The organism is Pseudarthrobacter sp. MDT1-56 (assembly GCF_059383555.1).
Window position 1 is genome coordinate 1 of sequence record NZ_JBWZCK010000015.1, and the last position, 12,591, is coordinate 12,591.

Sequence of the window (12,591 nt, forward strand, 5' to 3'; positions counted from 1 at the left end):
GTTCCCGCGGCCGTGAAACACGGCCTGACACGTCTTCCAGCGGGTCCGGCTTGGTCTGTCAGGAGTACTTCGGGAACACCCCCCACCCCGGATGGGTCACCCCACAACCGACACCAACCCGTTACACAACCACACCCAGGGAAACAACCAATGCCCGGTTCTCCGTCGAGGGCAACGAGTACGAAATGTCCCCTCCGCGGACAACGCTGTGACCTCCGCAATCGCAATGAGAGGTAATGAGAGGTACCGGTGGACGTCGAGCCCAACCCGCCCCTGCACAGGAGCAGGAACCGCGCGGGGAATTAACGGCGGATGGAATGATGGGCTCATGGATATTGTCGATTTTCTGGAAGCACGCATCGCCGAGCAGGAATCAGCCATCCACGAGGGCTCTTTCGTCCTGCGGATCACCGACGATCATGAAAACGGAAGCGAAGACAAATCCTCACTGGGCAGGCGAATGTTGGCAGAGTGCGCACAGAAGAGAGCCATCATCGCCAGCTGGAAGGAAGCTGCCGACGTCGAAGGGATTAGCGACCCCAGCGAAGCCGAAGGGACAGTTGCCATTGCCCGCCGGGCCATGCTCACCATCCTCGCGAGCTCCTATCGGGAGCACCCGGACTACGAGCAGTGCTGGTCACCCGGTCTGCCAACAGACATAGTCAGCGAATCCGCGAAAGACTGAAGCGTACCGCCGTGTTGCAGCCGAGTAGGGGCGAACCGTATTATTCCTCGGCGTCGGCGTCGGCGTCGGCGTCGGCGTCTGTGGCTACGGAGGCGGAGCGTCAGCGCCGCGGGACCGGGCACCTCGTGCCAATGCACGGGCGAGGTTTTGTCGGGGCTTCTTTGGGGCTTTGCCTGACCGGCAGCATGGCCTGGCGATCAAGGACATCTCGTCGATGCCTGCGGGTCCGCGCTCCCTGGCGGACTCGGTTAAGATGCAGGTCCATGACACAGCGGTCGACCCCGTTGCGGTCCGCAAGGGGCTCCGCGGTGCATGTCACCCTGATGTCAGGTCCTCGGGGTGCTCGTTCAGTGTGGTGACTGTGAAATTAGGAGCCTGACAGTAGCTTGGGTAGCTTCCCGCTGCCCTGTTCATCTATGCCGTGCGCAGGCCCGCGCGGCCTGCGCCGTGGATGTCCCATGGATGGACGGCGACCAGCACCATTTCGGAGGGGGCGGCCCGCAAGCGGCGGCGGCATATTCGTAGGCTACCCGTGCGGGCTTCCAGCCGGCCGCGTCTTCGACCGAGAGTAGCGACTGAAACTCGTCACGGATTCCGGATTCCGGAGTCGCTGAACAGCTTCCCGGCGATCTCGGCAGAGCCGTTGCTGAATGTGATGAGCCGGAACCCGGCAGCGGCGAGTGCCCTAATTCCATCCGGGACGTCCGGATGTACGCTCAGGCCGTCATGCCGCCCATGACATGCTTGACGGCTGCCTCAAGTGGCCGGTTGAGCCTCACCCCCGGTAAGGAGTCCCCGGAGTGCCTCGGCCCCGATGACGGCGAAGGATCCCTTGTCACCGCTGGCCGTGAGGGCGAAGCCGTCGCGCAGCTGGGTAGCGAACCAAAGTTTGGCCAGTTCAGCCGGCGCGCCGATCTCGCTGAAGCGTTCGCCCACGGGGGACATGTTGGAGAGAGAGTTTCGTTGACATCGAAGACGCCTATGGGGATGCGGCGGGGGCCCGGCCACCGTAGGTGCGTGACAACGGCCAGTCAAACGAAAAACTATTGCCAGCGAGCTGACCTGCACCTACTCTTGCCTTGGGAGGGGCCCGAGCAATCGTTGGGGGCAGGCCTCCCGGCGAGCACGCGTCGCCAATCCCTGCAGAATGCTGGCTCCATGGTCTCAACGCGATGGAGTCAGCTTGCGGGGATGACGGCCGCGGCAGACATGAGTAAGTTCCTGGACCTAGCAGCAGGCTGAGTTGGGGTCCGCCCCGGATCGGGGACATGCCCCGCGTCTTCCGCAGCTGACCAACGCCTTGCCCGGCATCGGCCGGGCGGGCATGGGTTGTTCAGATTTCGCGGGCACTAATACACCTTGATCAAACCCGGGGCGGCCGTCAACCCGGACGTTATGCCGGGACCCCACTTTGCCCTCAATCTCACAGGCACGTATCAAGTGAAGCTTCAGCGGTCCCCACCCCGGAAGCCAGGCTTTCACTTTTGATCCCGCGTCCAGAGTCACCCGCGCCACTTCCGCTCCCGCCTTCCCTCTCCTATGGGGGTACGCGGCGTTTCCGTCGCGCGACTGGTGAGCGGTGCCGGATGGTGGTCATTGCTATCCGCAGCCCGGCAGGGAGGAACAATGGAGCCATGGCACGAGGGAATCTGCGCATCTTTCTTGGGGCTGCGCCCGGGGCAGGTAAGACATATGCGATGTTGGAAGAAGGCCGCCGACTGGCAAGTGAGGGATTCGATGTCGTTATTGGCGCGATCTCCACGCGGGGACGTGCCGACACTGCAGAACTGCTGCAGGGCATGGAAACATGCTCCGAGCCTCCTTACAGCCAGGTGGGGGATGCCGGTTTGGATGTCCAGGCGTTGACAGCCCGTGACCCTGACGTCGTTCTGGTTGATGATTACGCTGCGATGTCGGCCGGTGTGGGTCGGTGGGAACAGATCGGCGCCCTGCTGGAAGCAGGGGTCAACGTCATTTCCACATTGGACATCAGGAACGTGCAATCGCTATCCGATGTCGTGCGCGCGATCACGGGCGTGCAGGAAGGAGCCACGGTCCCGGATGCCGTGGTGCGGGGCGCTGATCAAATCGAGTTGGTGGATGTCTCCCCTGAACTCCTGCGTCAGCGGCTCGCGGACGGAAAGATTTACGGCACCCGGGAGGAGGCCGATGCCGCCCTGGCCGGTGTTTTCCGTATCGGCACGCTTGCCGCTTTGAGGGAGCTCGCCTTGTTGTGGCTCGCGGAACGGGTCGATGCAGGCTTGTCGGATTACCGGGATATGAAAAGAATCAGGGACAGCTGGCCCACCAGGGAAAAGATCGTCGTCGGGGCGGGCGGACAGAGTCAGGATCAGGCACTGGTACGACGGGCTGCGAGGATGCTGGCAGCTGCTGCCGGCGGAGAACTCCACGTAGTGCATGTGCGCACCAGTGTGGAGGGACGCGCCCCGGAGTCAGGCAAGGACCTGGAACTGCTGCGTAAGTTCACGGCAGAGCTCGGCGGGGTCTTCCACTCCATTGGCGGGCAGGACGCGGGCTCGGCGTTGCTGGACTTCGCCCGGAGCATCAACGCCACCCAAATCGTGATGGGGTCCCCACGGCGCCAGTCTTCAATTGGTTTCCGGCGGGGGGCGGCGGCGACCGTGATGCGGAATGCCGGTGCGACCGAGGTTCACCTCATCAATTACGTCCAGGGCGCGGCCAACAGGGCGCGGACGAGGCGCCCGGGGCTGGGGCGGCGCCGGGAGATACCGGCATTTGCCCTGGCGGTGGGGCTTCCTTTTCTCCTGCAGTTCGTACTGGACCTTCTGCCCCACGACCAGCTGTCAACGGACATGCTGGTCCATCTGACCGGGATCGTCGGGGTTGCCCTGCTCGGGGGGCTCTGGCCCGCCGTGGTGGCCGCCGTCGTCGCGGGGCTCATCGTCAATTACTTCAGCGTTCGGCCGGTGGGGTCACTGTCGGTGATTGATCCAGAGAATGTCCTGGCGTTGCTGATCTTCGTGGTGGTGGCGGTGGCCGTGTCGATGGTGGTGGATCGGTCGGCCAAGCTCAGCAAGGAGGCACACATTGCCAGCGCGGAAGCTGCCGTTCTGGGTGAATTGAGCCGTCGGGCCGTCGCTGAAGGGAACAGCATTCCTGCTTTCCTGGATCAGGTCCGGGAGCATTTTCAGGTTCTGGGGGCAGGTCTGTGGATAGGTCATGAGTCCGGCCCCGGCAGGACCGTCACGTGGGAGCTTCAGGAGTTCTCCGGCGAACCGCACCGCCCGGACAAGGTGTCGGAGGCAGACACCGTGGAGCAGCTGGACGGGGACAGGATGCTGACCCTGACCGGGAAGGAGCTTTCCCAGGACGAGAGGCGACTGCTGTCAGCGTTCGGTGCGCACCTGCTGGCCATGGTCCAGCGCGAGGAGCTCTCAGCCAGCCAGCGTGAAAACGTTCGCCTGGCGGAGGGGAATACTATGCGGACGTCGATTTTGCGGGCTGTGTCCCATGATCTGCGTACTCCGCTTGCCGGTATCAAGCTTGCCTCCAGCAGCCTGCGTGACAAGACCATCACCCTTGGGCCGGGGGAGCAGGAAGAACTTCTGGCCACCATAGAGTCCGGCGCTGACCGGTTGGACCGGCTGGTCAGCAATCTCCTTGACATGTCCAGGATTACGGCCGATTCTGTTGCGCCGCTCATCCGCCCGGTCTTTTGGGCCGACGTGGTGGGTGAAGCGCTGCGCGGCACCATTTCTGAGCGGCTCCGGGTGCTGTTGCCGGACAACATGCCACCGGTCGATGCCGACCCCGGGATGCTGGAACGGGTCATTGCGAACCTGGTGGAGAACGCGCTGAAGTATGCCCCGGGGTCTGATGTCGTGATTGCCGGAGCGGTGGGCGGCGCGGGCAGTGCAAGGATTGGGGATGTTCCTGCCAGTGAGCTCACGGTCGTCGATCACGGCTCGGGCATCCCTGCGGACGAGGTTCTGGCCATGTTCAGGCCCTTTCAACGTGCTGATGACACCACGCCGGGAACGGGAATCGGCCTTGGTCTGGCAGTGGCAAAAGGGTTCACCGAAGCAATGGGCGGGGTCCTTCTGGCGGAGCCCACCCCGGGTGGGGGCCTGACCATGGTCATCCGGCTGCCGCTCTCCACCGGCGTAGCGCCGGAACCCCGGTACGAGAGGACACCATGGCAGCAGTACTGATCGTTGATGACGAAGTCCAGATCCTCCGCGCCCTGCAGATCAACCTGAACGCCAGAGGCTACTCAACCCTTACCGCGTTTACCGGGCAAAGCGCCTTGGATCAGGCCGCCAGTAATCCGGTGGACGTCATAATCCTGGATCTGGGTCTGCCTGACCTGGACGGCGTTGAGGTCATCCGCAGGCTCAGGCGCTGGAGCGAAGTACCCATCGTGGTGCTCTCAGCACGACACGGCTCCGATGACAAGATCCAGGCACTGGACGCAGGGGCGGATGATTACGTGACCAAGCCGTTCGGGATGGATGAACTCCTGGCCAGGCTCCGCGCGGCCCTGCGCCGCGGGACGGCGGGGGACGTCCCGATCGTGCAAACCGATGGCTTCACCGTTGACCTCGCCGCCAAACAGGCGACCCGGCGCGGGGTTACCGTCCGTTTGACCCCCACGGAGTGGAACATCCTTGAGCTGCTGGTCAGGAACCGAGGGGCCCTGGTCACTCACGAAGAGATCCTTACCCAGGTCTGGGGCCCTGCGTACGTCGAAGAGACCGGATACCTTCGGGTCTACCTCGCACAGTTGCGACGGAAGCTGGAAGCCGATCCGGCTAACCCACGGCATCTTCTGACGGAAACCGGACTCGGTTACCGCTTCCAGGAGTGACCGGGGAGGACCTGGTCCCCGGGCCGGGCCGCCGCCGGGCCGGCGTTAAGGAAGCATTAAGATCCACGGGATACCCGGTCTGAGGTCCTCAGCGCGGTGCTACGCTCCGGTGGTTATCAGCACAGCGCCGCGCCTGAGACGGGGTGCTGTTGTGCCCGTCTGCGGCAGTAGAGAAAGACACGTCCTTGACGGCTCGCACCGGCTTTTCCCTCCCCGCATCTGTTCCGAACCCTGAACGCGTCACCGAACCCGGCAACGCGCTGGTCCGGTGGCTGCTGGAACACCGGGTGCACCAGCCCGTCGGGCCGGAGACTCCCGACGATCACGCTACGCAGCAGAGCTGGTGGAAGGTTATGTGCCTGACCGGGGTGGACTACTTCTCCACCCTGTCCTACCTGCCAGGCATCGCGGCCCTCGCCGCCGGTGCGCTGTCACCGCTGGCGACGCTGCTGATCGTGGCCCTGACGCTGCTCGGGATGTTGCCGATGTACCGGCGGGTGGCCAAGGAAAGCCCCCACGGGCAGGGCTCGGTGGCGATGCTGGAACGGCTCCTGCCGTTCTGGCGCGGGAAGATCTTTGTGCTGATCCTGCTCGGCTTCGTCGCGACGTCCTGGATCATCACCATCACCCTTTCAGCGGCGGACGCCACTGTTCACCTGCTTGAAAACCCCTACCTGCCCCCCTTCCTGGAAGGACAGGCAGTGGCCATCACCGTCGTTATGCTCCTGATTTTGGGCGCGGTGTTCCTCATGGGCTTCTCCGAAGCAGTCGCCGTCGCCATCCCCCTCGTGGCTGTTTTTCTGCTGATGAACGCCATCATCATCGGGACAGGGATCATCGACGTCTTCACCACCCCCGGCGCATTCACTACCTGGACTGATGCTCTGACTTCCTCCGGCGGCGGTTTCGGTGGGATCATCTGGCCGGCCCTCGTGGCCTTTCCCCTGCTGGTCCTGGGCCTGTCCGGCTTCGAAACCGGCGTCAGCATGATGCCCCTCGTGGCAGCCAAAGGCGCTACACCGGAGGAGAAACTGGCCAGCAGAATCAAAAACACCCGCAGACTGTTGACCGTCGCGGCGCTGATCATGAGCGTGTACCTGCTCGGCAGCAGCTTCGTCACCACCGTGCTCATCCCGGCAGAGGAGTTCCAGGCTGGAGGCGAAGCGAACGGCCGGGCCCTGGCGTACCTGGCCCACGAACACCTCGGAAACGGCTTTGGCACCGTCTACGACGTCAGCAGCATCCTCATCCTTTGGTTCGCCGGCGCCTCCGCGATGGCAGGGCTCATCAACATCGTCCCCCGCTACCTTCCCTCCTACGGCATGGCCCCGGACTGGTCCCGCGCCGTCCGCCCGGTCGTGCTCGTCTATACAGCCATCAGCATCCTGATCACCATCGGTTTCAACGCGGACGTCAACGCCCAGGCCGGCGCGTACGCCACCGGGATCCTGGCGATGATGGTCTCCGGTGCGATCGCCGTCACCATTTCCGCCATCCGCAAAAGACAACGCGCTGCGTCCATCGGCTTCACCGTCCTGACTGTGGTGATGCTCTACGCCCTTGCCGCGAACGTGATTTCAAAACCGGACGGCATCACCATCTCCGGGTTCTTCATCCTCGGAATCATCGCCATCTCCCTCGTCTCCCGCATCAGCCGCACCACTGAGCTGCGCGTGCACCGGATCGACTTCGACGACAACGCCCGACGCTTCATCAGCGACACACTGGAGTATGACGGCCGGATAAATCTCATCGCCAACCGTCCCCAGGCGCGCGACGGCGCCGAATACGCAGACAAGGAAGCAGCCCAGAGGGACAACAACCCCGTCCCCGGCACAGCGGACGTCATCTTCCTTGAAATCGACATCACCGACCCCTCCCAATTCAGTGACACCCTGGAAGTCCGAGGAGTAGAGGTAGACGGCCACCGGGTCCTCCGCGCCCAAAGCCCCGCCGCCCCCAACGCGATCGCCGCGATCCTCCTGGCCCTCCGCGACGCCACCGGCGTCCGCCCGCACGCCTACTTCGAATGGTCCGAAGGCAACCCCCTTGCCCACCTCATGCGCTACCTGCTCCTGGGAAGCGGCGACACCGCCCCGGTCGTCCGGGAGATCATCCGCGAAAACGAACCGGACCCCGACCGCCGCCCGGGCATCCACGTCGGGTGAGCAGCCGCCAGAAGGGACCATCCGCAAACGGCAGCCCGCGGGCGGACATCTTCAGCATCGCCGCCTTTCAGAAGTCGGGCCGTGACAACGGCGGCCGCAGGGAAAGCATCATCCGCCGGCTGATGTCCCACCCCGTCAGGGCCGTGCCCCTGGCCTTCCTGATCGTCATCAGCATCGGCGCAGCCGTGCTGATGCTCCCCGCGTCACGGACAGACCCCGCGTCCGGGGCGTTTACGGATGCCCTGTTCACCTCAGTCTCAGCCGTCTGCGTCACCGGCCTGATCACCGTGGACACGGCAACGTTCTGGACTCCCTTCGGCCAGGGCGTCATCCTCGGGCTCATCCAGGTGGGCGGATTCGGCATCATGACCCTGGCAACCCTCCTGGCCCTGCTCGTCCGCAAAAGCATCGGACTTCGCGGCCAGCTCGTCGCCCAATCGGAAACCCACACCCTGAACCTCGGCGACGTCCGGGCCGTACTGGTCCGGGTAGCGAAAATCATGCTCGCAGTCGAAGCCTCAACAGCCCTGATCCTGACCCTGAGATTCTGGATCGCCTACGACCAGAATCCCCTCACCGCCCTCTGGCACGGCATATTCCACGCCATCTCCGCCTTCAACAACGCAGGCTTCTCCCTCTACAGCGACAACCTCATCGTTTTCGCCGAAGACCCCTGGATCATCACCCCCATTTGCCTGGCCATCATCGCCGGCGGACTCGGGTTCCCGGTCATCATCCAGCTCATCCGCGGCGAAATGCGACCCAAGAACTGGACCATCCACCTGCGACTGACCATCTACGGAACGGTTTTCCTTCTGGTCGCCGGGACGGGCCTGTTCGCCGCGTTCGAATGGAACAGGAACGAAACCCTCGGCGAACTCACCCTCACCGGCAAGATACTCGGCTCCTTCGCCGGCGGAGTGTTTCCCCGCACCGCCGGGTTCAACAGCATCGACTACGGAGTTGCGGCACCGGAAACACTCATGGTCACCAACATCCTGATGTTCATAGGCGGCGGCAGCGCAGGCACCGCCGGCGGAATCAAAATCACCACCTTCCTGGTACTGGGCTTCGCGATCTGGAACGAAGTCCGCGGCCGGGACCAGGTCACCGTCGCCCACCGTTCCATCAGTTCCTCATCCCAGCGTCAAGCCCTGTCCGTGGCCCTCCTGGGCATCGCGGCGGTCGTCTCCGGAACCATGCTGCTGCTCATGTTCACCGACTACAGCCTCGAAAAGGTCCTCTTCGAATCCATCTCCGCCTTCGCAACCGTCGGCATGAGCACCGGCATCACGTATAACCTTCCCCCGTCCGCAGAATGGGTCCTCATGGCGCTCATGTTCACCGGACGCATAGGAACCGTTGCGGTCGCCTCCGCCCTCGCCCTCTCAGCCCGGCCGCGCCACTACCACCTCCCCGAGGAACGCCCCATCATCGGCTAGGGCCGCCCGGCACACCTGACACAGCAACAGTGCCCTTCCGCGATACGGGTAACATCGCACCCCGGCCTGCAGCCAGTGGGCCTCATTCTTCGCCGAACCGTTCCTGGAGGTCAGACGCCTCGAACGGCCTGACCGCGTAGTTCAACCCCAGCGAGCCCACGACCGCGTAGTCGACGAGAATGCTTGCGGGCGTCTGCCGGCGCGGCCGGCTGCTGGGCGGCTGACTTGGAGGTCCTGGTGGGGTCGGTTGCCCGGGACGTCCTCATGGATATTCAATGCCCGACGCCAATCACCCGGCCGGTGCGGCAGCCCCCACTGACCTCCCCGCTGCGGGGACTGGTTTTCCGCGCCGTCCGGTCTTCTGGCTTCCCTGACGCCGCCGCCACCAAATCCGGAACGCCCCCCGGAAGCTGAAGGCCCGCCGGGGTGCCGGGCTGGACGTGTCCGATGACAGTGGCAGCGCTTTCACGTTTCACAGTTCAGAGCCATTTGCGGTGCTTGAACGACAGGTAGAGGCCGATGCCCATGGCGAGCATGAGGCCGAGCGCGAAGGGATAGCTTAGCGGCCAGGCCAGCTCGGGCATGAACTCGAAGTTCATCCCGTATACGGTTCCGACGAGAGTGCGGGCGAAGAGGATGGCCGCCCACGAGGAGATCTTCTTGACTTCCTCATTCTGGGCCAGGCCCGCCTCGGAGAGGTGACGCATCTCCTCGTTTTGGGCCAAGCTCGATTCAGAGACGCCGCATCTCCTCGTTCTGCTGCTGGGCCACCAGGGTAGCGGGGACCGTCAGCGCGCTATGGAGCAGCACGCGGAAAGCGTCGACCCGTTCCACGACGCGGATGACGTGGTCATGGACGTCCCTTAGCCTGCGCTGCAGTTCCAGGTCCAGATGGTATTTCTCCGCGCCGCGTTCAAGAGCCTCCAGCATGGCCCGGAGCGGGTGGGTGGCGCGCTGGAACTCGATGACTGCCCGGGAAAGTTCGTAAATGCGCCGGGCTACGTCCGGGCCGGCGCTGAACAGCTCGTCTCGATCTCGTCGATGTCGTTCTCCAGACCGGCGGCGACGGGTTCGTATTGGTCCACGACTTCGTCCAGGATCGCGTACAGCACGGCCTGTGGGCCCAGGGCCAGCAGCTCCGGGGTAGTCTCGAGCCGGTGGCGGACTTTCGCCAGGTTCGGGGACTCCGCATGCCGGACCGTAACGACGAAGTCCGGACTCACAAAGACGTGCAGCTCGCCGAACTCGACCTTTTCCACATCGTCCAGGTACCGTGCCGGGCGCAGCACGGTAAACAGCGTGTCCCCGTAGCGTTCGAGTTTGGCCCGTTGGTGACCGTTGAGGGCATCTTCAATGGCGAGTTCGTGCAGGCTGAATTCGTCCGACACTGACGTGAGTTCCTCCAGACCCGGACGGTATAGCGCGATCCACGCCATCCCGCCGCGCTCCCGCATCACTTCATACGTTTTATCAAGGTTCTTCGGGTTGTCGGTCCGCAGGCCGTCAACATAGACGGCGTTGTCCACCATGGTCATCAGAGCCTGTCCCTCTCGCTCCCGCATCCAGTTGGCGCCTGGGTGCCGGATTACCCGTTCGTGCCGAAAAACAGCTTGTCCGGTCAGGCGCTGCCCCGCATCATTGACACACCTCAGTCTCACAAACGATCCATTACTGAGACGGTCGAGTCGTGTTCCAGGGGACGTAAGGAATGTCGAGGAATGTGACTTTCGGCGCTATTTGGCGGCGTTTTGTGATCGCTAAATTGCGCGCGGCCAGGGAGCGGGGCGTGGCCTAATCCCTCCGTCTTGTATCCCCAGCGTTTTGAGGCACTAAGGGTTTCGAGACACCGTCTTAAGCTGGGAACCCCCTTACGGGCGACTGTGGTTCTGGCTAGTGGGGTGCGCCGAGTTCGATGAGGAGGACGCCGCCGATGATGAGGATGATGCCAAGGCTCATTAGCCACGTGAGGGGATCTTTGAAGAGGAACTTGGAAAGGACGGCGGTAAGGGCGACGCCTGCTGCGGCCCAAATTCCGTAGGCGATGCCAATGGGCATCCCATGAGCGAGGGTGAGGCCGAGCATGCTGAAGGACACCACGTATCCGACCGCAACTGCTGCGTACCAGCGTGTGTTGTCGATGGCTAGGCGGAGGCTGATCGTGCCGGAGACCTCAAACAGGATGGCGCCGATGAAGAGAAGATAGGACATCAGGCAATCTCTGCCTTCTTGTGGGCGGCCTGGGCTCCGAGCTCCACACACAGGACGCCGGCGATGATGACGATGATTCCGATGCCCATGAGCGCGGTGATCGGTTCTCCGAAGAGCAGGAGGGAGCCAACGGCAGTGAGGGCGACACCGGTAGCTCCCCAGATACCGTAGGCAACCCCGAGGGCCATACCCGTGCGGAGTATCTTGGCGAGCAGGACGAATCCGCTCAGGTAGCCGATGACAGCGACGACGTAGAGGGCAGGGTGCTCGAGTGCGCCCTTGAGGGCGAGTGAGGCCGTCACTTCGACCAGGATCGCGGGAATTAAGAGCAGCCAGGCCTTAGTGGTGTTGGTCATGGGGTTGGTTCCTTGCGTGATGAGCTACTGGGTGGTCTGCGGGACGAGGTGGCTCTCGTAGCCGCAAACGAGGGAAAGAGTATGTCTGCACAAGTCAGGCGATGATCCCGTCCTTCACGCGGCAGCACGAAGCTAACGGTTGCGTAGATGCCTATTCAAGATGATTTGGGCCTAGCGGAAGGTTCTATAAGTGATGCATTCCTTCTACCGGGTGCTGCGGCCTTGGGCGGCGGAGGTGATGAGGTCACTCTTGGTCAGCGGCGCGCCCATATGCAGTGCTTCGGTCCAGGTCTCGGTGTCGGTGACGGCGGCCCAGTTCGAGTGCAGCAGGGCCATGAGGGTCTCGTGGACCTGGCGTGCGGGCGCGGTGCCGACGTCGTTGGCGAGGTCGATTGCTCCCGTCGCGTCTCTGAGGACTTCGACGGCGAATCCGAGGGGCTCGGCGGCCGCGGCGGAGGCGATCACACAGTTGTTTGTCATGTAGCCAGCGAGCGTGATCGTGTCGATGCCCTGTTCACGCAACCAGGCTTCGAGATCGGTGTCAGCGAAGATGCTGGAGAACTGCTTGCCAACTCGCTTGGCTGCCGCGTCCTCGTGGGCAACTACTTCGGGGTGGTTTTGCCAGGTCGCCGACCCGGACCCGAACACCGGGGCTTCTGCGGGAAGCTCGTGCTGGACGAGCACGACCGGCGTTCCGGTCTGCTCTGCGGCCTTGATCGCGGTCTGGATGCTGGTGATGGATCGGTCACGGTCCGGGTACTGGATCGGAAGCAGTCCGTCGAAGTATTCCTGTTGGGCGTCAATGACGATTAGAGCTCGGTGGGGGGGCGGTCATGGGGTTCTCCTTCAAGGGGCGTGTTGTGAACGTCGGACTGTTGAAATG

Annotated in this window: 9 protein-coding genes and 1 pseudogene; 5 read left to right on the forward strand and 5 right to left on the reverse strand. The window is 63.5% G+C overall.

The features are described from left to right. The first annotated feature begins 328 nt into the window (after nucleotides 1-328). Nucleotides 329-685, forward strand: a complete 357-nt coding sequence (locus AC50YC_RS17950; protein WP_494954655.1) for a DUF6221 family protein — start codon at nucleotides 329-331, stop codon at nucleotides 683-685. Between the two features lie 756 nt (nucleotides 686-1,441). Here the strand turns inward: AC50YC_RS17950 and AC50YC_RS17955 are convergent. After that, nucleotides 1,442-1,621: a hypothetical protein gene (locus AC50YC_RS17955; protein WP_494954656.1), complete on the reverse strand. Its 180-nt coding sequence runs from the start codon at nucleotides 1,619-1,621 to the stop codon at nucleotides 1,442-1,444. A gap of 698 nt (nucleotides 1,622-2,319) precedes the next feature. Here AC50YC_RS17955 and AC50YC_RS17960 point away from each other — a divergent pair. From AC50YC_RS17960 to AC50YC_RS17975, 4 genes are all read left to right on the forward strand, one after another. Continuing rightward, nucleotides 2,320-4,878: a DUF4118 domain-containing protein gene (locus tag AC50YC_RS17960; protein WP_494954657.1), complete on the forward strand. Its 2,559-nt coding sequence runs from the start codon at nucleotides 2,320-2,322 to the stop codon at nucleotides 4,876-4,878. After that, on the forward strand, nucleotides 4,863-5,534 hold the full coding sequence (locus tag AC50YC_RS17965; RefSeq protein ID WP_494954658.1) for a response regulator: 672 nt from the start codon (nucleotides 4,863-4,865) through the stop codon (nucleotides 5,532-5,534). Before AC50YC_RS17960 ends, AC50YC_RS17965 begins: the two co-directional genes overlap by 16 nt. A 185-nt stretch (nucleotides 5,535-5,719) precedes the next feature. Then, complete coding sequence (locus AC50YC_RS17970) at nucleotides 5,720-7,702, forward strand: APC family permease (RefSeq protein WP_494954659.1); 1,983 nt, start codon at nucleotides 5,720-5,722, stop codon at nucleotides 7,700-7,702. A 122-nt stretch (nucleotides 7,703-7,824) separates the two neighbouring features. Continuing rightward, the gene (locus tag AC50YC_RS17975) at nucleotides 7,825-9,144 is read left to right on the forward strand and encodes a TrkH family potassium uptake protein (RefSeq protein WP_494954701.1); all 1,320 of its coding nucleotides are present in this window, start codon (nucleotides 7,825-7,827) and stop codon (nucleotides 9,142-9,144) included. 479 nt (nucleotides 9,145-9,623) lie between these two features. On the opposite strand, the pseudogene AC50YC_RS17980 reads toward AC50YC_RS17975, so the two are convergent. The 4 genes and pseudogenes from AC50YC_RS17980 to AC50YC_RS17995 all read right to left on the reverse strand — a co-directional run bounded on the left by AC50YC_RS17980 (nucleotide 9,624) and on the right by AC50YC_RS17995 (nucleotide 12,518). Then, a pseudogene (locus tag AC50YC_RS17980) lies at nucleotides 9,624-10,679 on the reverse strand (magnesium and cobalt transport protein CorA). A gap of 355 nt (nucleotides 10,680-11,034) precedes the next feature. Beyond that, nucleotides 11,035-11,352: a DMT family transporter gene (locus AC50YC_RS17985; RefSeq protein WP_494954660.1), complete on the reverse strand. Its 318-nt coding sequence runs from the start codon at nucleotides 11,350-11,352 to the stop codon at nucleotides 11,035-11,037. Then, nucleotides 11,352-11,708 (reverse strand): DMT family transporter, encoded by a 357-nt coding sequence (locus AC50YC_RS17990; RefSeq protein WP_494954661.1) that lies wholly within the window; start codon nucleotides 11,706-11,708, stop codon nucleotides 11,352-11,354. The genes AC50YC_RS17985 and AC50YC_RS17990 overlap by 1 nt, the downstream gene beginning before the upstream one ends. Before the next feature lie 204 nt (nucleotides 11,709-11,912). Further along, nucleotides 11,913-12,518: an isochorismatase family protein gene (locus tag AC50YC_RS17995; RefSeq protein WP_494954702.1), complete on the reverse strand. Its 606-nt coding sequence runs from the start codon at nucleotides 12,516-12,518 to the stop codon at nucleotides 11,913-11,915. Between the last annotated feature and the right edge of the window lie 73 nt (nucleotides 12,519-12,591).

Bases quoted from the DNA above. Each gene is read 5' to 3' on its own strand.
- AC50YC_RS17950 (WP_494954655.1), top strand. From the start codon at position 329: ATGGATATTGTCGATTTTCTGGAAGCACGCATCGCCGAGCAGGAATCA.
- AC50YC_RS17960 (WP_494954657.1), top strand. From the start codon at position 2,320: ATGGCACGAGGGAATCTGCGCATCTTTCTTGGGGCTGCGCCCGGGGCA.
- AC50YC_RS17965 (WP_494954658.1), top strand. From the start codon at position 4,863: ATGGCAGCAGTACTGATCGTTGATGACGAAGTCCAGATCCTCCGCGCC.
- AC50YC_RS17975 (WP_494954701.1), top strand. From the start codon at position 7,825: ATGTCCCACCCCGTCAGGGCCGTGCCCCTGGCCTTCCTGATCGTCATC.
- AC50YC_RS17985 (WP_494954660.1), bottom strand. From the start codon at position 11,352: ATGTCCTATCTTCTCTTCATCGGCGCCATCCTGTTTGAGGTCTCCGGC.
- AC50YC_RS17990 (WP_494954661.1), bottom strand. From the start codon at position 11,708: ATGACCAACACCACTAAGGCCTGGCTGCTCTTAATTCCCGCGATCCTG.